This is a genomic window from Martelella sp. AMO21009 (assembly GCF_053484295.1).
Genome location: NZ_JBAKFR010000034.1, coordinates 1 through 20116, shown reverse-complemented (window position 1 = coordinate 20116; position 20116 = coordinate 1). Strand labels below are relative to the sequence as shown.

Sequence of the window (20116 nt, the reverse complement as noted above, 5' to 3'; positions counted from 1 at the left end):
GAAACCTCAATGAAAATCCCGGCTCGGAAACAGTTTCTTGGCCTGTTCGCGCGGATGATGCGCCCTTGGCTGGAGCTTGGGCCGGCGCGGGGTGTCGTCGGCTTTCGGATCGGTGATGCCGATGGCGTCGTCCATCGGGTGGCCGAGTTCGGTAAGCCGCCAGGAGCAGTCCTCGATGGTTTCGGCGATCACGTGGACAACGACGCCCTCGCGCTGCAGCTTGCCGGTGACCTTCAGCAGACGCCCGCCCATAACTGTGCGGCGGAAGCGTTCATAGACCTTTTTCCACACGACCACGTTGGAGACGTCGGTTTCGTCTTCCAGCGTCAGGAAGATGACGCCGGATGCCGTGCCGGGGCGCTGGCGGGTGATGACGAGGCCTGAGACGCTGACGCGCCGCAGCGGCGTTGTCGAGAGCGCCGAATGCAGCGTCAGGCCGGGCATTTTCGGGCGGAGCAGCTCCATCGGGTGGGCTCTGAGGCTCATGCGGGTGGCGACATAATCCTCCACCACCTGTTCGCCGAGATTCATCGTCGGCAGGATCACATCCGGTTCGCTTATGTGTTCGCCGTCGATCGGGTCGTTGAAGAGCGGCAGCGGTTTCGGCGCGCGGATCGCCTTCACCCGCCACAGCGCATCGCGGCGCGACAGGCCGGCATCGGCGAAGGCATCGGCCTCGGCAAGGCGCTCCAGCACCGCCGGCATCAGCCCGGCGCGCAGCCACACATCTTCCGGCGTCTGGTAGCCATTGCCGCGCGCGTTCTCCAGCCAGACGGCATCCTCCTGCTTCAGCCCCTTGATCTGGCGAAAGCCGAGGCGCAACGCATGGGCGCCGTCGGCGCGGCGCTCCAGCGTGCAGTCCCAAGCGCTGTGATTGACAGAGATCGGCCGCACCTCCACCTGATGTTCGCGGGCATCGCGGACGATCTGGGCCGGAGCGTAGAACCCCATCGGCTGGGAGTTCAGCAGCGCGCAGGCGAAGGCCGCCGGATAATGGCATTTCAGCCAGGCCGAGACATAGGTGAGCATGGCGAAGGCCGCCGCATGGCTTTCGGGAAAGCCGTAATCGGCAAAGCCCTTGATCTGGGCAAAGCAGCGCTGGGCGAAATCGAGCTCGTAGTCGTTGTTGAGCATGCCGTTGACGAATTGCGTCTCGAATTCACCGATCGTGCCCATTTGGCGAAAGCTTGCCAGCGAACGGCGCAGCCGGTCGGCATCCTCCGGCGAAAAGCCGGCGGCGACCACGGCGATCAGCATTGCCTGTTCCTGAAACAGCGGTACGCCTTTGGTTTTTTCGAGAACGCCGCGCAACTCCTCCTTCGGATAGGTGACCTCCTCCAGGCCAAGCCGCCGCCGGATATAGGGCTGCACCATGCCGCCCTGGATCGGGCCGGGGCGCACGATCGCCACCTCGATGACGAGATCATAGAAGGTTGCCGGTTTCATGCGCGGCAAAAAATTCATCTGCGCCCGGCTTTCCACCTGAAACACGCCGATGGCATCGGCCTTTTGCAGCATGTCATAGGTCGCTTCATCCTCCTGCGGCACGGCGGCGATGGTCAGCGGACGGTTGTAATGGCGCGCGGTCAACTCGAAGCATTTCTTCAGGCATGTCAGCATGCCGAGGCTCAGGACATCGACCTTGAGGATATTGAGCGCGTCGATATCGTCCTTGTCCCACTCGATCACGGTGCGGTCCTCCATCGCCGCGTTTTCGATGGGACAGAGTTCGTCCAGCCGGTCCTCGGTGATGACGAAGCCGCCGACATGCTGCGACAGGTGGCGGGGAAAGCCGATGACCTCGGCGATCAGGCGCACGGTCTGGGCAAGCCTCAGATCGGAAGGATCAAGCCCGACCTCCTTCAGTCGGTCGGGCTCGGCGCCCTTGCTGGAAATGCCCCAGATCTGGCCGGAAAGGGCGGCGGTGACATCGTTCGACAGCCCCATCACCTTGCCGACCTCGCGGATCGCCGCGCGCGAGCGGAAATGGATCACGGTGGCGCAGAGCCCGGCATGGTCGCGGCCATATTTTTCATAGATATGCTGGATGACCTTTTCGCGCTCTTCATGTTCGAAATCGACGTCGATATCGGGCGGTTCGCCGCGATGGCGGGAGACGAAGCGCTCGAACACCATGCCGATCATCTCCGGCTTTACATCGGTGATGCCGAGCGCATAACAGAGGATGGAATTGGCTGCCGAGCCGCGCCCCTGACACAGGATACCCTTGCCGCGGGCATAGGCGATGATGTCGTGGACGGTGAGGAAATAGGCGGCGTAGCCAAGCTCGCCGACCAGCGCCAGTTCCTTTTCCGCAAGCTCCCGGTTGCGTGCCGGTATGCCTTCGGGATTGCGTCGTTTCAGCCCCTCCCAAGTGAGGCGGGCAAGGCGGGCCTGCGGCGCCTCGCCATGGGCGACTTCGGCCGGGTAGTTGAAGGAAAGCTCGGTGAGATCGAAGGTGAGGCGGGCGGCGATCTCCAGCGTGCGGCGGATGGCGGCGGGGTGATCGCGGAAGATATGCGCCATTTCGGCGGCTGGCTTCAGCCGCCGCTCGGCATTCGGCAGCGCAAGGTGGCCGATCGCATCGATGGTGATGTGGTGGCGCATGCAGGTCAGCACGTCGGCGAGCTGGCGGCGGCTGGCATGATGCATCAGCGCATCGCCGACGGCGACCATCGGCGCGCCGGCCTTGTGCGAAAGGGCGGTGAGGGTTTTGAACCAGGCGGCATCGGAACCGTCATAGCGCGGGGCAGCACCCGTGAACACATGGCCGGGAAAGCGGCGGTGCGCCTGGGTTATATGGTCTGTCGCCTCCGCCTTCTTCTCCAGCCCCTGCGGCAACGCGATCAGGATGGAGCCATCGGCGCCTTCCAGCATATCGCGGAGGTAAAGCAGGCATTCGCCCTTTTCCGCGCGGCGCTTGCCGAGGCTCAGGAGCCGCACGAGTTTCTGATAGGCCGGCTTGTCCTTCGGCAGCGCCACGAAATCGACGGGGCTGTCGGAAAGCACCAGCCGGCAGCCGACGATCAGGCGGGGCAGGCGGCGGATCGGCGGCAGGGCAATGGATTTGGCCTCGCCGGCCGGCTGGCGCGAGGAGGGGTCGATATGGGTCGAAAGCCGGATCGACTGTTCCTCGGCCTGCTTTTCGATCTTGCGCCGGATCTCCTTCAGCGCCCGGAAGGCGCGCACCACGCCGGCAAGCGAATTGCGATCGGTGATGGCGATCGCGGCAAGGTCCAACTCGGCGGCGCGGATCATCATTTCCTCCGGATGCGAGGCGCCGGTGAGGAAGGTGAAATTGGTGGTGACGCACAACTCGGCATAATCCATGGCCGGACCTCAGGCGAACAGGCCATGGACGAACCAGCCGGGGGCCTGCGGGGTGTGGAACATCCACAGCCTCAGCCCCTGCCGGGTTTCCACCCGCCAGTAATCGCGAAGCCCGGAACGCCAGGCTTCGTCCGGCCGCCACCATTCCGGCGCGATCCGCTCCGGCCCGCTGCTTGCCGCCGTCTCAAACCGCATGCGCCGCCAGGAAAAGCGCGAGGGCGGGCGGCGGGCGGCGTCGCTGGTCACCGGCTCGGGCGGGAACATGCGCAAGGGGCGGGGATGGTCCATGCGCCATTCGGCATCCACCCGGCCATAGGCGGCGGGGTTCTCGGTGAAGGCGCGCTCGGGAATATGGCTTGCGACCGGCTGGAAACGGACGATGTTGTCGAGACCGATTCGGGCGCCAAGCCGTGTGACGAGATCGTCCAACGCCTCGCCCTCCACCAGCCCGCCTTCGCCGATCTGCTCGGCGGGCAGGACTTCCACTGCGCTCGCCTCCAGCCGGATCCGCTCGATACCGAAGCCGGCATCGATCTCGCCGACGGGGCGTTCGAACAGGCGCAAGATCCGGGGCGCATCGCGCATCGGGCGGGCGAGGCGGAGCGTGACATTCTGTCGGGTCTGGTCGACGCGCTCCACCGAAAGCATGATGGCGCGCGCGCCCGCTTCCCGGCTCTTCATCCGCAGGCAGAGCGTGTCCAGCAGGCGGGAAAGGGCGGCCATGACATCGTCGACAAGGCCGATCGGCTCGGGAAAACTCATCCGCACGCCGTAATGCGGCGGTTCGGATAGCGGTGATAAGGCCTCGCCGCGTGTGCCGAGCGCCTGTTCGAGCCGCTCAATCAGCGCCATGTCGAAGCGGCGGGCGAGCGTGGCGCGCGGCAGGGCCGTCATGTCGGCAATGGTGTTGAGGCCAAGGCGCTTCAGCGCCGTCGCGGTCTTCTCGTCGATGCGCAGTGCTGAAACTGAAAGCGGGCCGAGCGCGGACGAGGTCTTGCCCGCCGGCGCAATGCCGGGGGCGAAATGGGCCAGCGCCCAGGCAGCACCCCGGGTATCGGCGATGCCGATCTTTACCGAAAGCCGGGCGCGGGCAAGCCGCTCCTTCATGTCTTCAAGCATCGCCGCCTCGCCGCCGAAAAGGTGGGATGCGCCGGTGATGTCGAGCACCAGGCCGTCCTCGCCGTCGAGCCCGGCATGGGGCGTGTAGCGCGTCGCCCAGCGGGCGAGCATCACGAGGAAGCGCCGGTCCGCGTCTATATCGGCGGGGCGGGTGACGAGATCCGGCACATAGGCGCGGGCATCGGCCAGTCCCATGCCGCGCTCCAGCCCCTGGCCCTCGGCCTCCCGGTTGAGGTCGTAAAGCCGGTCATGATTGCCCTCGCTCAACGTGACGGCGTACGGGCCATCAACCGGGCGGGCCCTTAGAAACCGCTCGCTCGGCAGTCTCTGAAACCACATGGATACGACGCGCCGTTTCATCCCAACGCACTGCCCAACTGTTATTTGTTCCTGTTTTGTTCTTTATAATCGACCACTCCTGCAGAGTCGAGTCGGAAGTGGAAAACAGCGGCTTGCAGAGCCAGCGCGTGGTCGCCGCCTGATTGCCGGCGCCTTCGGGATGCAGCGAAAGCCCGATGCTGCGGCCGCTTTCGGCGGCAAGTTGCAGCCGGCGTCCCGGGGTGAGCTCGATCGGCTTGTCCACCTCCATGATGACGAGGCCGACAGCGCCCGAACGCAGGCCCTCTTCGGCGGCGGCCAGCGTTTCCGTCTGGTCCGCAGTGCGCGCCAGAATGATATCGCGCGGATCGAAAAAAGCCGAAAACGCCACCGGATTGATCTCCTCGGCAAACCATGCCGGCTTGATCCACAGCACCGTGCCGCCGGTGACGCCGGAAAGCGCCGCGGCAAAGAACGGCGCGCCGGGACCGGAAGCATCATGCACCCGGCCGCGCTGGAGCGGAAATATGGTCGCAAAGTCATCCTGCATGGGCGGATGATATAGCGGATCGGATGAGAATGAAAAGGGAACAAATCTGTGAGGGGCGCCCTCAGGCCTGCTCCGCCAATGCCACGGCATCCGCGCCCGCCGGAAAGCGCAACTGGCCCGATGTGTCATGCACCGCTCGCCAGACCGCCTCGGCGACATCGCTTTCCTTCGTCGTTAACGGCGGGTTGGCAAAGCCGGCGAAAATGGGGGCGGCGAAGTCCGCATAGGCTTCGGGAATCAGGTCCATCACCGGGATATCGGTATTGGCGGCGAATTGCGTGGTGGGGGCATAGCCGGGCTCCACCAGCTTCGCGTTGATCCCGAAGGCACCGAGTTCATGGGCGAGCGAGCCGGTAAATCCCTCGATCGCCTGCTTGCTGGCGGTATAGGCGGCGGCGAGCGGCATCGGCGTCAGCGTCGCGCTGGAGGTGACGTTGACGATCGTGCCGGTTCCGCGCGCCCGCATGCCGGGGATAACCGCCTGCGTCATCGCCATCACGCCGAAGGTGTTGGTCTCGAACACCTTGCGGATATGGGCCATCGGCGTTGCCTCGAAGGCGCCGACAACGCCGATGCCGGCATTGTTGACGAGGACGTCGATCGGGCCGGATGCCTCGATGGCGGCAGTGATGCTGTCGGCGTCGGTGACATCCAGCGGCAGCACGCGGATGCGTTCCGATGCGGGAAAAAGCTCCGGGCGCGGGCGGCGCATCGTGGCGATCACGTTCCAGCCCTCGGCGTGGAAGTGGCGGGCGGTCTCAAGCCCGTAACCGGATGAGGCGCCGGTAATCAGAATGGTTTTCATGTCGATCTCCTGTGTTGACGGGATCGATATAACCTGCGTTAATCGGATTATCTTCGATCATTAGTCCTGATTTAATTTGAGATAGTCCATAGTGGCGGATCCGCTTTCCGATGTTGTCCGGCTTCTGAGGCCCGGCGCGGTGTTTTCGAAAGGCATTAGTGGTGCCGGCCGCTGGGCCGTGCGCTATGCGGCCTTCGGTCAGCCGGGGTTTTGCGCGGTGCTCGAGGGACGCTGCAGGCTTGCCGTCGATGACGAAGAGCCAGTAGTGCTCGAGGAGGGGGATTTCGTGCTGCTGTCTACGACGCCGGCCTTCACCATGTCCGGGATGGAGCCGGCGCATCCGGTCTTCATCGATCCGCACGCCAATCCGACGCCCGACATGCCGGTCCGTTATGGACGGCAGGTCGGGCCGGCCGATATCCGGCAGTTCGGCGGCTGGTTCAGCTTTGCCTCGCCCGATGCCGGCCTTCTCGTGTCGCTTCTGCCGCGCATGATCCATATCCGCGGCGTTTCGCGGCTTGCGCAGCTCGTCCGCCTCGTGGGGGAGGAGGCGGCACAGGAAAATGCCGGCCGAGACCTCATTCTCGAACGTTATGTCGAGATCCTGCTGATCGAGGCGCTCCGGGCCGTGCCCGCCGAAAGGACACTGCCGGGCCTGCTCAGGGGGCTCGCCGACCCGCGGATTGCGGCAGCGCTTCGGGCCATGCATGGCGCGGTGGACCAGGCCTGGACCGTGCCGGACCTTGCCCGCGTCGCCGGCATGTCGCGTTCGGCCTTTTTCGACCGCTTTGCCCGCACGCTCGGCACCCGGCCGATGGAATATCTCGCCGCATGGCGCATGAGCCTTGCCAAGGATTTGCTCCGCAGTGGCGGCCACACGCTAGACGAGGTGGCGCAGAAGATCGGCTACAGCTCGGCAAGCACCTTCAGCACCGCCTTCAGTCGCCAGGTGGGAAGCCCGCCCGGCCGTTTTCGGACTTCATCATGACATCGCGCTCGTCTCTCTCCATCAACGCTGCTAAAATCGGGCCATGTTGGATTTCGACACATGCGAAGCGGCGCGGCAGGCGCGTGATCCGGGGTATGACGGCAGGTTCTTTACCGCGGTCAGGACGACGATGATCTATTGCCGGCCTGTCTGTCCGGTGAAGCAGCCGCTGACGAAGAATGTCAGCTATTTCCCGACGGCGGCCGCCTGCGAGCGGGCAGGCTATCGGCCATGCCTGCGCTGCCGGCCGGAAACCGCGCCGTTTTCGCCGGCCTGGAACGGAACCCGTACAACGGTCGAGCGGGCGCTGAAGCTGATCGGGGAGGGGGCGCTGGATACCGGCACGGTGGAGGACCTTGCCGAACGCCTCGGCGTCGGCGCGCGGCATCTGTCGCGGCTTTTTGCCGTTCATGTCGGCGCCTCGCCATTGCAGACGGCGCAGACGTTGAGAATCGGCCGGGCGAAGCGGCTTCTTGACGAGACGGCGCTGCCGGTCGCGGAGGTGGCGGCGCGCGCCGGCTTCGGCAGCGTCCGGCGCTTCAATGCGGCGTTTGCGAGGCTTTATGGACGGCCGCCCTCGGCGATCCGGAGACCGGCGCGATGAGCGGGTTGTTCTATACCTATATCGACAGCCCGGTGGGCGCTCTGCTGGTCGCGGGCGATGACAACCGGCTGCATTTCATTTCCTTCCCCACCGGCCACAAGGCCTTCGGGCCGAAGCCGGACTGGCGGCGCTATGATGCGCCGTTTGCGGAAGCGCGGCGTCAGCTCGATGCCTATTTCGCTGGCGAACTGAAGCAGTTCGACCTTGCCTATCACCTGTCGGGCAGCGGTTTTCAGAACCGGGTGTGGGAATATCTGGCGACGATCCCCTATGGCGAGACGACGACCTACGGCGCGATCGCGAAGGCATTGGGCGATCCGAACGCCAGCCGGGCGGTGGGCACCGCCAATGGCAACAATCCGCTGCCGATCCTGCTGCCCTGCCACCGCGTGATCGGCGCGAATGGCGCGCTCACCGGCTTTGGCGGCGGGTTGCCGACCAAGAAATTCCTGCTGAAGCTCGAGAATGCGTGGGAGGAGCCGCCGCAGGCGGACCTTTTTGCCGGGCGTCTTTAGAGGCTTTCAGGAAGCCGAGTCGCATTCACCCAGGCCGAAGGGCTCTTGCCGGTCACCCGCTGGAACTCCCGATTGAAGTTCGATTTGGTGTTGAAGCCGCTTTCCAGCATGGCGGTGGTGACGCTATCGCCGGAAGCGAGCCTTTCGCAGGCATGGTCGATCCGAAACCGGTTGATGTGGCGCGAGATATTCTCGCCCGTCGCACGGTTGAGCGCCGCGGAAAGCTGCTTTGCCGGCATTCGCAGCCGCCGGGCAAGCCGCGCGAGGGTGAGCGAAGGCTCGAGATAGAGCCTTTCCTCCGTCAGTAGACCGTCAAGTCGATCGACGATCGCGCGGTCGCCTTCCTCCGGAACGGGCGCGGCGGCGGGCCGTGACGGGGCCTCCGTTTCAGTCTCTCCGAATGCGTTCGGCGAAATGCTGAGAAGACCAACCGAAAGCAGCGCGCAGGAGGTGAAGATGGAGATGATCAACTGCGCCCATTCGGGCTTGTCGGAGAGGAAGGCAAGCGCGATCAGGCTGTCGCTGAGCGCCGACACCAGCAGGCTGACGGCGATGCCGGTCCACAGCCAGAGCGGCTGGCGTCCCGCTTCAAGCCGCGCCAGCGGCAGCGCATCGCCCCCCGATTTCAGTACGTAGAGGATCGCTCCGCCATAGGCGAGGAAGATGATCGGCAGGATGATGTCGATGGTGGCGGGCGCGAACAGGATGCAGAAGACGGTGAAGGCGGGCGCCAGCAGATGGAGGCTGTCGCGGGGCTTTACGGATCTGAGGAACGCGGTCTGGAATGTCAGCCAGGCCAGAACCGGTATCAGGGTCGCCGTCACCGGCTGGACCGGGCGCAACAGCGACAGCCCGTAATATTGCAGGGCCGCGACGATCAGGCTCTGCACCGCGCAAGCCGAGAGGAACACGATCACCACCGGCGGCCGTTTCTCGACCGTCAGCACCCGCAGGATCAGAAAACCAAGCACCAGTGCGGTGACCATCGGGATCGGCAAAACCAGCATGTCGTCTCCTTCATCTGGCGGTCTGATAGTCCATAAACCGGTTCCGGGCGACCTGAAACCGGATAGAGGACGCCGCAGAGGCTGAAAAACGCGAGGTCGGGTGGCTTCAACCAAAAAGGACCACCACCATGAAACGATTTCTGCTTTCCGCCCTGTTTTGCGGCGGCATCGCGATGAACGCCGCCGCCGCGGAAAATCTTCCGGGCTATGAACGGATGACGGTATTTCCGGAGGAACGGGCGGCGCCGGTGGCCGCAAGCCTCTGGTATCCCGCTGGCGTCATAAGCTATCGCGGCGTCGTCGGCGACAATCCGGTTTTCAATGGGACATCGGTGTGGATGGGCGCGCGGATTGCCGAAGGGCAATATCCGCTGTTCGTGTTCTCCCATGGCTCCGGCGGCAATATGGACAACAGCGCCTGGCTGTTTTCGGCGCTGGTCGAAAAGGGGGCGATGGTGCTTGCCGTCAATCACCCCGGCAGCACGTCGGGCGATTCCTCTCCGCGTGCCTCGGCCTATCTGGACCGGCGCGCCGGTGACCTTTCGGCCGCGCTCGACACGCTTCTTGATGATCCGGTTTTGGGGCCGCATGTCGATCGCTCAGCCATTACCGCGATCGGGTTTTCGCTGGGCGGCGGCACGGCGCTCAATCTTGCCGGCCTGCGGTTCGACGGCGCCGATTTCGCTGACTATTGCCGGGCAAATCCGGAGCAACTCGACTGCATCTTCATGTCCAAGGGCAATCTCGACCTCGATCGTCTGCCGGACGGGTTTTCGGCAGATGCCAGGGATGAGCGGGTCAGTCGCGCCGTTGCCATTGATCCCGGTTTCACCTATGCGGCAACAAAAGACAGTATCGATGCGGTGGAACGCCCCGTGCTGGTGATCAACCTTGGCGACGAGCACCTCATGCGGGCTGTCGATGTCTCTGCATCAGGCAGCAATCTTGCTGCGCGTCTGCCGGATGCAAAGCGCGTCGTGGTAGCGCCAGCGCATCACTTTACCTTTCTGGCAGAGTGCAAGCCCGAAGGCGCCGCCCTTCTGGCGGAGGAGCAGGACGATCCGGTATGCGACGATCCTGAGGGCGCAAACCAGATGAACGTCCATTCTCGCATCATAGACGCCATTGCAGGTTTTGCCGGATTGTGACGCAAGCGGGCCGCATCATGGGCCCGTCATCACATCCCGCGTACCGGAATCTTCTTTTCAAAGTGACGGAAGATGCTGACCAGAGTGCCCGTGAGGCAGAGATAGAGAAAGGCGAGAAACAGCAATGGCTCGTAGGTGAGGTAGGTCGACTGGCGGATATCGCCGACAATAGCGTAGAGATCGATCCCGGCATAACGTCCGCCGGCGTGAGGCCGCCTTTGCCCGATCTGCCGTCGATCGCGAAGGCGTACGGACTTGGCTTTCGCAGCCTGCGTTCGAAACGGTGGCGCGCATCTGGTGGAATACGCGCTGTAAAACTTCGTATTCCTCAAAAAAATACCCCCGGAAAGCGTCGCCGCTCCGGGGGTAATGCAGGGCCCGAAGGGCCCTGCGATCTGTTTGCGTGACTTAGAAGTCGCGCTGCAGACGGAACCAACCGGCCCAGTAGTCATCAGCATAGTACTGATCAGGCGTGTCGGTGTATTCGACGTTCAGCTTGGCGCTCAGGCCTTCGACGATGGTGTAGTCGAACAGGGCACCAGCGGACCAGTAGTCTTCGTTGTCGGCACCCGGAATATTGGCCGAGGTCCACTGAACAGCAGGCGTCACGGAGAAGTTGTCCGTTACGTTCAGCTTGTAGCCGGCAGCAAGAGCCCACTCGGCATATACGCCCGGGATAACGGTCGGGGTCGGCAGCGAGTAGTTCTGGAAGTCGTTGCTGCCGTAGGTGTTGGCGTAAGCGTTCCAACCGGTGGAGTAGTTGGCGCCGAGGTCGAGCGAGCCCGGGCCGAGTGCCAGCGAGGTCATCAGGCGGAACGAAGCTTCTTCGTTGTAGGTGTCGTAACCGACATCGAGCTTGGCGCCAATGCCGCCAGCCTGGAAGCCTACGCGACCGGAAACGCCGAGCTTGGGCGTGTTGTCGCCAGAGTTGGACAGGCCAACCATGGAGGGCTCAAGCGCGTCGAGCGAGAGACCGCCTACAAAGCCTTCGCCAACGTACACGTAGCGAATCGAGTTGAAGTTGGTTTCACCTGCAAGGTCGTCGATTTCGCCGAGAAGACCTTCATCCCAGTAGCTGAGGAACTTACCAGCCTGGAAGCCGCCGAGCGAGAGGTAGGCTTCGTCGATGTAGGTGTCGGTGGAGCCATCATCCGAATAGTATTCGCTGTTCAGAACGATTGCACCGGTCAGAGCGCCGAGTTCGGTGTCGGTCTTGGACGTTACGACCAACTGACCGCGCGTCCAGGCGTTCCAGGTGTCCGGGCTGTTGCCGCCGGTCTGGGCGTCGATCTGGAAACGGATGTAACCGCCGATGTTGAGGCAGGTTTCAGTGCCCGGAATGTAGAAGTAGCCGGCGCCGAAAGCGTCGCAGACTTCAACATAGTTGGCCTGTACGGGTTCGATCACGACGACCGGATCAGCTGCCTGGGCAGCGGAGGCAGCGGCGAAAGCTGCTGCAGAGCCCAGGAAAAGGCTTTTGATGGTCATAGTTAAATCCTCAATTTAATCGAGCATGGAAAGGAGGCGCTAGCCCCGATTTAGTGAAGTCCGGTGAATTGCCCCCCGGCTTCTGACAACCATTAACAACGTCTTGTGCGTCTGTCTCAATAAACCTTAGGTGGAACCATAAATCATTTGATTGAATAAAAGAGGGTGGTGCAAATTCGCAACAAAAACAGAAGTCACACATTCATGGCGAATCATGTCGGCCGTGTCTGAAGCGTCACCCTGGTTTTCGCGATCTGGCGAATAATCTCTTTTAAATCAGATGGTTGAAAGAGAGTTTCTTCGCGAGCACACAGTGCTTCGCGAAGATGTATCGGCTGTTCGCCCGGTTCTTGATCCCGCTGAACGGAGGAGAAAATGAACAAAGTGTTAAGGTACCTCCGCTCGCCCGTTTGGACGCTGAAAACGGGCCATCTGAATGACAGGATGTTCGCTGACCCAACGTCGGTTGGTATGGATTCATGTGGAATAAACCATTTTGAAACAATAGGATAGAGGAATGTTGGGGCGTTCGTTCCGCGGGTGATCGCGATCACGCAGCTTGGTTCCCAACCCGTCCATGGAGGAAATACGGCATTGATACCACGGCCAATTCCGTCAGACGAAAAAAAGACGCGCTCATCGAAATGAACGCGTCTTATGCAACCTGTGATTTAACGAAGCATTAACGGATGCCGGAATCAGGTCTCCGGATCGCCGCGCCGCATCATTTCGGGGATGGGCATGGAGAGGATATTGTAGCCATTGTCGACGAAATGGATCTCGCCGGTCACGCCGGAGGCGAGATCGGACAGGAGATAAAGCGCCGAGCCGCCCACATCCTCGATCGTGGTCGAGCGGCGCAGTGGCGCGTTGCGCTGCTGCCATGCATAGACCAGACGCGCGTCGCCGACGCCGGAGCCGGCCAGTGTGCGCACCGGGCCGGCCGAAATCGCGTTGACGCGGATGCCCTGCGGCCCGAAGTCGCCGGCAAGATAGCGCATCGAAGCTTCGAGGCCGGCCTTGGCGACGCCCATGACATTATAGTTCGGCACCACGGCGGTGGAGCCGCCATAGGTCAGCGTCAGCAGCGATCCGCCATCCGGCATCAGCGCGGCGGCGCGCTTGGCCACTTCGGTGAAGGAGAAGCAGGAGATCACCATGGTGCGGACGAAATTTTCCCGCGAGGTGTTGGCGTACTGGCCCTTGAGCTCACTCTTGTCGGAAAAGCCGATCGCGTGAACGAGGAAATCGAGCTTGCCCCAGCGTTCCTCGATTGCGGCAAACACCGAATCGACGCTGGCGATGTCTTCGACGTCGCAGGGGACCACGAAGTCGGAGCCGACCTCTGCCGCCAGCGGATGAACCCGCCGGCCGAGCGCCTCGCCCTGATAGGTGAAGGCAAGCTCCGCGCCCTCGGCGTGAACCGCCTTGGCGATGCCCCAGGCAATCGAATGATTGTTGGCAACGCCCATAATCAGGCCGCGTTTGCCTTTCATAAGTCCGGTCATTTGCGCATTATCCATTGTAGCGCTGGAAGACCAGCGTAGCGTTCGTGCCGCCAAAGCCGAACGAGTTTGAAAGAACGGTGTCGATCTTGGCATTGTCGATGCGCTCGCGCACGATCGGAACGCCTTCGAACTCGGGATCGAGTTCTTCGATATGGGCGCTCTCGCCAATGAAGCCTTCCTGCATCATCAGCAGGCTGTAGATCGCCTCCTGCGCGCCGGCCGCGCCGAGCGAATGACCCGTCAGTGATTTCGTCGACTGGATGTGCGGAAGCTTGTCGCCGAAGACTTGCCTGATCGCGCCGATTTCGCGGGTATCGCCGACCGGGGTCGAGGTGCCGTGGGTGTTGATGTAGTCGACCTCGCCGTTAACGGTTTCGATCGCCATCTTCATGCAGCGCACCGCGCCCTCGCCGGAAGGGGCGACCATGTCGTAGCCGTCGGAGGTCGCGCCGTAGCCGACCACTTCGCCGTAGATCTTGGCGCCGCGCGCCTTGGCGTGTTCCAGTTCCTCCAGAACCACGACGCCCGCGCCGCCGGCGATGACGAAACCGTCGCGCTTGGCGTCATAGGCGCGCGATGCCCGGGTCGGGTCGCTTTCGTTGAAGTCGCTCGACATCGCGCCCATGGCGTCGAACAGGTTGGACATCGTCCAGTCGAGGTCCTCGTGGCCGCCGGCGAACATCATGTCCTGCTTGCCCCACTGGATCATCTCGACGGCATTGCCGATGCAGTGCGCCGAGGTCGAGCAGGCCGAGGAGATCGAGTAGTTGACGCCGTGGATCTTGAACCATGTGGCGAGCGTCGCCGAGGCCGTCGACGACATTGCCTTCGGCACGGCAAAGGGGCCGATCCGCTTGGGCGAGCCGTTCTTGCGGGTGATGTCGGCCGCATCGATCAGGGTGCGGGTCGAGGGACCGCCCGAGCCCATGATGATGCCGACGCGCGGCTTCTCGCTGTAATCGCTCTCTTCCAGGCCGGCATCGGCGATCGCCTGCTTCATGGCGATGTGGTTCCACGCGCCGCCCTGCGAGAGAAACCGCATGGCGCGGCGGTCGACCTTGTCGCTGGTATCGATATCGGGGCTGCCCCAGACCTGGCACCGGAAGCCGTGTTCGGCAAAGTCCGGCGAAAAGGTGATGCCCGATTTGGCCTCACGCAGCGAGGCGGTGACTTCGGCCGCATCGTTTCCGATCGAGGATACGATTCCCAACCCTGTGACGACAACACGTCTCATATCTGTTGACCTCTTTATTTATCTTGCAAGCGAAGCGTCACTCGGCCTTGTCCTTGGACAGGCCGACGCGCAGATCGCTCGCCTGGTAGATCGTTTCGCCATCGGCCTTCAGCCAGCCATCGGCCGTGCCCAGAACCAGGCGGCCGCGCATGACGCGCTTGAAGTCGATACCGTATTCGAGAAGTTTCACGGACGGACGCACCATGCCCTTGAACTTCACCTCGCCGGTGGAAAGCGCCATGCCGCGGCCTTCCTCGCCCAGCCAGCCGAGGAAGAAGCCGGTCAGCTGCCACATGCCGTCAAGGCCCAGGCAGCCCGGCATGATCGGGTTGCCCTTGAAGTGACAGGCAAAGTACCAATCGTCGGGGGCCACATCATATTCGGCGCGAATGAAGCCCTTGTCGTGGGCGCCGCCGGTTTCCGAAATCTCGGTGATCCTGTGGACCATCAACATCGGCGGAAGCGGCAATTGCGCATTGCCCGGGCCGAAAAGCTCGCCCTCGGCGCACTTGATGATGTCCTCGTAGTCGAACTGCGATTGTCTCGTGCTCATTAAAACTCTGCTTCCCTTCGTTCAGCGAGGGGGTTTCGTGTCTGCCTCAAGATAAGGGCGTAACCGCGTTCCAGCAATGCGCGGCGGCGCACCTTCACCAAAATCTGCAAACCCTTCATCGTTTCGCTCCACCCGTGGCCATACAGGAAGCCGCCGCCTGCGACCAGAGTGAAACGCCATTCGGGCCCGTATTTGCAGTTTAATTTCAAGTGCTGCAAGCCCTGGCCCTATTGAAAGCGATTCTCAATCCCGTTATATCGAGCTATATTTGTGTTGTGACAGTTCAGACACCGTAGGAATTATGGCAGCGAGACATCGTATCTCCGAAGAAAGGCTCCGCGAAAGCGGTTTGCGTCCCACGCGTCAGCGTGTCGCGCTGGCCGAACTGCTGTTTGCCAAGGGCGATCGCCATCTGACCGTCGAGGAACTGCATGACGAGGCGATCGAGGCCGGCGTGCCGGTTTCGCTGGCGACCGTCTACAACACGCTGCATCAGTTCACCAACGCCGGCATGATCCGGGTGCTCGCGGTCGAGGGCGCGAAGACCTATTTCGACACCAATACGTCGGATCATCACCATTTCTTTATCGAAGGCGAAAACCAGGTGGTGGACATGCCCGCAAGCAGCATTTCGCTCACCGGCATGCCGACCCCGCCCGAGGGCATGGAAATCGCCCATATCGATGTCGTGGTCCGTCTGCGGCCCAAACGCCGCTGATACGGTTACGGCCCACCCGCCGAGCGCCGCAGCAGTAACAATCCAGCCCATTCCCTGAGTGCCGTCGAGAGCATCATCGCGTTGATCATCGGCTTGTCGAAGCTGAAACCGAGCCGGATATTGCCGTCGGTGCGATAATCCGCCGGCCATGGCGTGATTTTCATGCGTTGGCGGCCAAACAGCGCCATCGAACGCGGCATGTGATAGGCCGATGTGATGATGATGCAGCTTGCGTCCTTCAGACCCTGGCTTTCCAGCAATGCCGCCGTCAGGCTGGCGTTTTCGGCGGTGTTGCGCGCGCTCGGCTCGTAGATCATGCGCTCCGCGGCAATGCCGTGATCGGCGAAGAACCGGGCGGCGGGCGCGGCCTCGCCGTTAATGTTGCCGGAAAGAGAGTTGTCGCCGCCGGTCACCAGGATTTTCATCTGCGGATAGATCCGCGCCAGCCGGAGCGCCTCGATATAGCGGTCGGCCGCGCTGGAGAAGACATAGGTGCCGCGCCGCGCCGAAATGCCGGTGCTGATGCCGCCGCCGAGCACGATCGCAAGCGTCGGCGCCGCCTCAAGTTCCGGCCGAGGAAAACGGTTCTCGAGACCCGCCATTAGCATTGCGCCGGTCGTCGTGAAACAGGCGATGCCGAGCGTGATGGCTGCAAGTGCTGCGAAGACCGCCGCCGCCGCGCTCCAGGAAAAGGCGAGGCAGACGAGCGAGGCCAGCGTCGTCAGAAAGGCGAAGGCGAGCGGCTGGAAGATCATCCAGAACAGTTTTGAAACGACAAACATCCGGCCGCGATTCCAGAGCCGCCGGCCTTACGCCGGGCCCTTTTTCGTTTCGCTCTTGCGGAAGACATAATCGGTTTCCTGCCGCAGCGTTTCGCCCGGGCGCAGGATGGCGTTTGGAAAGCCCGGATGGTTGACGGCGTCGGGCCAGACCTGGGTTTCCAGACAGAAGCCGGCGAACGGGCCGTAGGGAAAGCCGCTCAGCCCCTCGGGCGTCTCGTCCAGCTTGAAGGCGGTATAGAACTGCACGCCGGGCTCTGTGGTCAGCACATCCATGGTGACGCCGGAAGAGGGCGCGCGCACGCTGATCACCGGCCGCTTTTCCATGCGCTCCGATGACAGGCAGAAATTGTGGTCGAACAGCGCCTGCCGGCCGCTCGGATATTCCCGTTTCATCGGCTGGGGCTTGCGGAAATCGAACGGCGTGCCCGCCACCGGCGCCAGTTCGCCGGTCGGGATCTGGCGCTCGTCGGTCGGCAGGTAATGCTCGGCGGCGATCATGATCTGGTGTTCCAGCGTATCCGTGCCGTTGCCGAGGTTGAAATAGCTGTGATTGCAGATATTGGCGATCGTCGGCTTGTCGGTGGTGGTCTCGTAGACCACCGAGAACACGCCGCGCGGCTTGAGCTGAAAATGGGCGCGGATCGTGCAATTGCCGGGAAAGCCGCCCCGGCCGTCGCGGTCGACGATCTTCAGCGTCACCCGATCCTCGCCGATCTCCTCGAATTCCCAGAGGCTCACCCCGGTGCCGTCGCTGCCGCCATGGAGGTTCGTGATGCCGTTCTCGTTGCGGTCGGCCTGATATTCCGTGCCGTCGATGGTGAAGCGGCCATCGGCGATGCGATTGGAGGAGCGGCCGGGCGTTGCGCCGAAATAGGGCGAATAGTCGAGGTAATGCTCGAACGTCTCGAAGCCCAGCACCAGCGCATGCGGATGACCGTCCAGGCGCAAATCCTGCACCACCGCGCCCCAGTTCAGTATGTTGGCGGTCAGCCCGCCGCCGGAGATCGTGACCCGTTCAACCGCCTGTCCGTCTCGGGTTTTTCCGAAGTCCTGGGGCGTGTTCATTGCTTTTCTCCGCGAAATGTCATTGCGGCGCGATACTGCGCCGGAAAGGGGAGAGCTTCAAGCGCTCTCCCGATCGATCTGTCGACCAATCCCTATTTCTTCCAGATGATAGGGCGTGGTCTGGTAGACCTCGTTGATCCAGTTGCCGAACAGCAGGTGGGCGTGGGAACGCCAGCGGTTCTGCGGCGTGCGCTGCGGATCATCGCTGGGGAAGTAGTTCTTCGGCAGGTCGACTGGAACATTGGCCTCGACGTCGCGCCGGTACTCGTCGCCGAGCGAGTTCGAATCATATTCGATATGATTGAACATGTAGAGCCGATTGGCGAAGTCCTCATGGGCGAGGCATGGCCCGACCTCGTCGGAATCGATGAGGATTTCCATGCCGGAAGCACTCGCCAGTTCCGCGCGCCGCACCTCGGTCCAGCGCGACACCGGAACCTGGAAATCATCGGAAAACCCGTTGAGATAGATCGAGGACGGCTTCAGGTTCTGGTGGCGATAGATGCCGAAGGCCTTCTTGTCGAGAAGATGCTTGGCGACGCCGTGGAAGTGATAGGCCGCCGCCATCGCGCCCCAGCAGATGTTCATCGTCGAGTGGCAATGGGTGGTGGTCCAGTCGAGGATTTCCTTCAACTCGTCCCAGTAGGTGACCTCCTCGAAGGCGAGCGTCTCGACCGGCGCGCCGGTGATGATGAAGCCATCGAACTTGCGGTCGCTCACCTCGTCCCAGGTATTGTAGAACGACAGAAGATGCTCGATCGGCGTGTTCTTGGCCTTGTGGCCGCCGACGCGGATCAGCGACAGTTCGATCTGCAGCGGCGAAGCGCCGAGCAGGCGGGCGAACTGCAGCTCGGTCTTGATCTTGTTCGGCATGAGATTGAGCAGCCCGAAGTGCAGCGGGCGGATATCCTGCCGCTCCGCAACCGTTTCCGTCTTGACCCGCACGCCTTCCGCAATCAGCGTTTCATAGGCGGGCAGTGTGTCTGGAATCTTGATAGGCATGTTCACATCCATACAAACAGAAAACCGGCCGCGTACAAATCGCAGGCCGGGGGCTTCCGCTCGCTCGGCCCTTTAGCGACTTGTTTAACGTGGCTGCAAGCCGGCCGGCCAAATCACCACGAGGAAGAAGTCAATAGCGCCGCGCGGGGCGGGCGTCAACATTCCGGGTTTACGAGGCGGCGCGACGCCAGGCCGCCGTGGCAATGCCCATGGCCATCAGCGCGCCGCCGCCGAGGCGCGGCAGGAAGGCGGTCACGGCCGGCGAGGCGATCTTCTCGCGGAGCTTGTCGGCAAGCAGGGCATAGGCGAGCGTGTTGAGCATGGCGAGGCCGACAAAGGTTGCGATCAGGATCGCGAACTGAGGGACAAGCGGCGCCTGCGGCCGCACGAATTGCGGCACGAACGCGATGAAGAACACGATCGATTTCGGGTTGAGCGCCGTCACCGTCAGCGCATGCAGGAAGACATGTCGGGGCGAAAGCGAGGCTTGCGTCGCCGAAGGCACGGCATCGCCGACGCCCTTGCTGCGAAACAGCTTGAAGCCGAGATAGACGAGATAGGCCGCGCCGATCCATTTCAGCACCATGAAGAGTTGCGCCGAGGCCAGCACCAGCGCGCCGAGGCCTGCGAGCGAGGCGGTCATGGCGATGAAATCGCCGAGCGCGACGCCGGCCACCGTCGCAAGCGCCACCCGCCGGCCTTGGCTCAGGGCGTAGCTCAGCACTAGCAGGACCGTCGGTCCGGGGATCAGCAGCAGCGCGATCGAGGCGGCGGTGAAAGCGAGCCAGATATGAAGGTCCATGGTCTTCTGCCTCCTGTTTCTGCAAGCAAAGACAGAGGTCGAGATCGTTTTCAAGCGTGGTGACAAGAAAAATCGCCGCACCGCCCTTGACCTTCCAGCAACTGGAAGCCCCATCTCTGTCGCAACAGGTTCCAGAAGGAGAATGGCAATGACCGAGACCTTGAAGATTGAAGGCATGGGCTGCGGCGGCTGCGTCGCCACCGTGACCAAGGCGCTTTCCGCCGTACCGGGCATTTCCGACGTGGCGGTCAGCCTCGATAGCCACGAAGCCAGGTTTGAAATGGCTGCGCCCGCAACGCGCGAGCAGGCGGTGAAGGCTGTTGAGGACTCGGGTTACGACGTGAAGGGCTGAGGCGGACCGGCCTGTCCGGTTTCGACTGAGATTGCTTCGATCCGAAAGCGCCGCAGCTAACAATCTCCCCCCTTGAGGGGGAGATGTCGCGAACGCGACAGAGAGGGGTGAACCCTCTCGACAAACTCAGAGTTCGTAGGCTGGCGCTGCACCCCTCTCTGCCCCTGTCGGGGCATCTCCCCCTCAAGGGCAGGGCTATCGCATATGAGCGATCATTGAGATGAGGAA

19 protein-coding genes, 1 pseudogene and 1 riboswitch are annotated in these 20116 nt (G+C 62.7%); of the genes and pseudogenes, 6 read left to right on the top strand and 14 right to left on the bottom strand.

The features are described 5' to 3' along the window. Nucleotides 1–6: 6 nt before the first annotated feature. From V6766_RS22130 to V6766_RS22115, 4 genes are all read right to left on the bottom strand, one after another. Nucleotides 7–3330, bottom strand: a complete 3324-nt coding sequence (locus V6766_RS22130; RefSeq protein ID WP_448470255.1) for an error-prone DNA polymerase — start codon at nucleotides 3328–3330, stop codon at nucleotides 7–9. A 9-nt stretch (nucleotides 3331–3339) separates the two neighbouring features. Then, the gene (locus V6766_RS22125) at nucleotides 3340–4788 is read right to left on the bottom strand and encodes a Y-family DNA polymerase (protein ID WP_448470253.1); all 1449 of its coding nucleotides are present in this window, start codon (nucleotides 4786–4788) and stop codon (nucleotides 3340–3342) included. Continuing rightward, entirely contained in the window at nucleotides 4736–5317 is a 582-nt protein-coding gene (locus tag V6766_RS22120; RefSeq protein ID WP_448470251.1) for an ImuA family protein, read from the bottom strand. The genes V6766_RS22125 and V6766_RS22120 overlap by 53 nt, the downstream gene beginning before the upstream one ends. Nucleotides 5318–5378: 61 nt before the next feature. Next, nucleotides 5379–6122 carry an SDR family oxidoreductase gene (locus V6766_RS22115; RefSeq protein WP_448470249.1) on the bottom strand — a complete coding sequence of 248 codons (744 nt, stop codon included), beginning with the start codon at nucleotides 6120–6122 and terminating at the stop codon, nucleotides 5379–5381. A gap of 91 nt (nucleotides 6123–6213) precedes the next feature. Here V6766_RS22115 and V6766_RS22110 point away from each other — a divergent pair, with 91 nt between their 5' ends. From V6766_RS22110 to V6766_RS22100, 3 genes are read left to right on the top strand one after another with little or no spacing between them, the layout of a single operon-like run. Beyond that, complete coding sequence (locus V6766_RS22110) at nucleotides 6214–7110, top strand: AraC family transcriptional regulator (RefSeq protein ID WP_448470247.1); 897 nt, start codon at nucleotides 6214–6216, stop codon at nucleotides 7108–7110. A 43-nt stretch (nucleotides 7111–7153) separates the two neighbouring features. Next, nucleotides 7154–7714, top strand: a complete 561-nt coding sequence (locus V6766_RS22105; protein ID WP_448470245.1) for a bifunctional transcriptional activator/DNA repair enzyme AdaA — start codon at nucleotides 7154–7156, stop codon at nucleotides 7712–7714. Further along, nucleotides 7711–8229: a methylated-DNA--[protein]-cysteine S-methyltransferase gene (locus tag V6766_RS22100; protein WP_448470242.1), complete on the top strand. Its 519-nt coding sequence runs from the start codon at nucleotides 7711–7713 to the stop codon at nucleotides 8227–8229. The genes V6766_RS22105 and V6766_RS22100 overlap by 4 nt, the downstream gene beginning before the upstream one ends. Here the strand turns inward: V6766_RS22100 and V6766_RS22095 are convergent. Further along, nucleotides 8226–9236 (bottom strand): helix-turn-helix domain-containing protein, encoded by a 1011-nt coding sequence (locus V6766_RS22095; RefSeq protein WP_448470240.1) that lies wholly within the window; start codon nucleotides 9234–9236, stop codon nucleotides 8226–8228. The two genes, V6766_RS22100 and V6766_RS22095, sit on opposite strands and share 4 nt — an antisense overlap. A gap of 128 nt (nucleotides 9237–9364) precedes the next feature. Between V6766_RS22095 and V6766_RS22090 the strand changes: the two genes are divergently transcribed. Beyond that, nucleotides 9365–10384: an alpha/beta hydrolase family protein gene (locus tag V6766_RS22090; protein ID WP_448470238.1), complete on the top strand. Its 1020-nt coding sequence runs from the start codon at nucleotides 9365–9367 to the stop codon at nucleotides 10382–10384. Nucleotides 10385–10413: 29 nt separating this feature from the next. Here the strand turns inward: V6766_RS22090 and V6766_RS22085 are convergent. From V6766_RS22085 to fabA, 5 genes and pseudogenes are all read right to left on the bottom strand, one after another. Then, nucleotides 10414–10569, bottom strand: a pseudogene (locus tag V6766_RS22085) (ABC transporter permease); the annotation flags it as partial. 223 nt (nucleotides 10570–10792) lie between these two features. Continuing rightward, entirely contained in the window at nucleotides 10793–11872 is a 1080-nt protein-coding gene (locus V6766_RS22080; protein WP_448470236.1) for a porin, read from the bottom strand. Nucleotides 11873–12570: 698 nt separating this feature from the next. Further along, nucleotides 12571–13380, bottom strand: coding sequence for an enoyl-ACP reductase FabI (gene fabI, locus V6766_RS22075; protein ID WP_018064540.1), 810 nt, complete (start codon nucleotides 13378–13380; stop codon nucleotides 12571–12573). Between the two features lie 7 nt (nucleotides 13381–13387). Next, nucleotides 13388–14614 carry a beta-ketoacyl-ACP synthase I gene (gene fabB / locus V6766_RS22070; protein ID WP_448470234.1) on the bottom strand — a complete coding sequence of 409 codons (1227 nt, stop codon included), beginning with the start codon at nucleotides 14612–14614 and terminating at the stop codon, nucleotides 13388–13390. 37 nt (nucleotides 14615–14651) lie between these two features. Then, nucleotides 14652–15167 carry a 3-hydroxyacyl-[acyl-carrier-protein] dehydratase FabA gene (gene fabA, locus V6766_RS22065; protein ID WP_292055248.1) on the bottom strand — a complete coding sequence of 172 codons (516 nt, stop codon included), beginning with the start codon at nucleotides 15165–15167 and terminating at the stop codon, nucleotides 14652–14654. 301 nt (nucleotides 15168–15468) lie between these two features. Between fabA and irrA the strand changes: the two genes are divergently transcribed. Then, the gene (gene irrA / locus V6766_RS22060; RefSeq protein WP_448427059.1) at nucleotides 15469–15885 is read left to right on the top strand and encodes an iron response transcriptional regulator IrrA; all 417 of its coding nucleotides are present in this window, start codon (nucleotides 15469–15471) and stop codon (nucleotides 15883–15885) included. Nucleotides 15886–15890: 5 nt separating this feature from the next. On the opposite strand, the gene V6766_RS22055 is transcribed toward irrA, so the two are convergent. From V6766_RS22055 to V6766_RS22040, 4 genes are all read right to left on the bottom strand, one after another. After that, the gene (locus tag V6766_RS22055) at nucleotides 15891–16667 is read right to left on the bottom strand and encodes a YdcF family protein (protein WP_448470232.1); all 777 of its coding nucleotides are present in this window, start codon (nucleotides 16665–16667) and stop codon (nucleotides 15891–15893) included. 27 nt (nucleotides 16668–16694) lie between these two features. Then, on the bottom strand, nucleotides 16695–17732 hold the full coding sequence (locus V6766_RS22050; RefSeq protein WP_448470230.1) for an aldose epimerase family protein: 1038 nt from the start codon (nucleotides 17730–17732) through the stop codon (nucleotides 16695–16697). Between the two features lie 57 nt (nucleotides 17733–17789). Then, entirely contained in the window at nucleotides 17790–18734 is a 945-nt protein-coding gene (locus V6766_RS22045; protein ID WP_448470228.1) for a homoserine O-succinyltransferase, read from the bottom strand. Nucleotides 18735–18786: 52 nt separating this feature from the next. After that, nucleotides 18787–18864, bottom strand: a riboswitch (SAM riboswitch). Nucleotides 18865–18903: 39 nt separating this feature from the next. Beyond that, on the bottom strand, nucleotides 18904–19536 hold the full coding sequence (locus V6766_RS22040) for a LysE family translocator (protein ID WP_448470226.1): 633 nt from the start codon (nucleotides 19534–19536) through the stop codon (nucleotides 18904–18906). 148 nt (nucleotides 19537–19684) lie between these two features. On the opposite strand from V6766_RS22040, the gene V6766_RS22035 reads away from it, so the two are divergent. Continuing rightward, nucleotides 19685–19888 (top strand): heavy-metal-associated domain-containing protein, encoded by a 204-nt coding sequence (locus V6766_RS22035; RefSeq protein ID WP_448470224.1) that lies wholly within the window; start codon nucleotides 19685–19687, stop codon nucleotides 19886–19888. The last annotated feature ends 228 nt before the right edge of the window (nucleotides 19889–20116 follow it).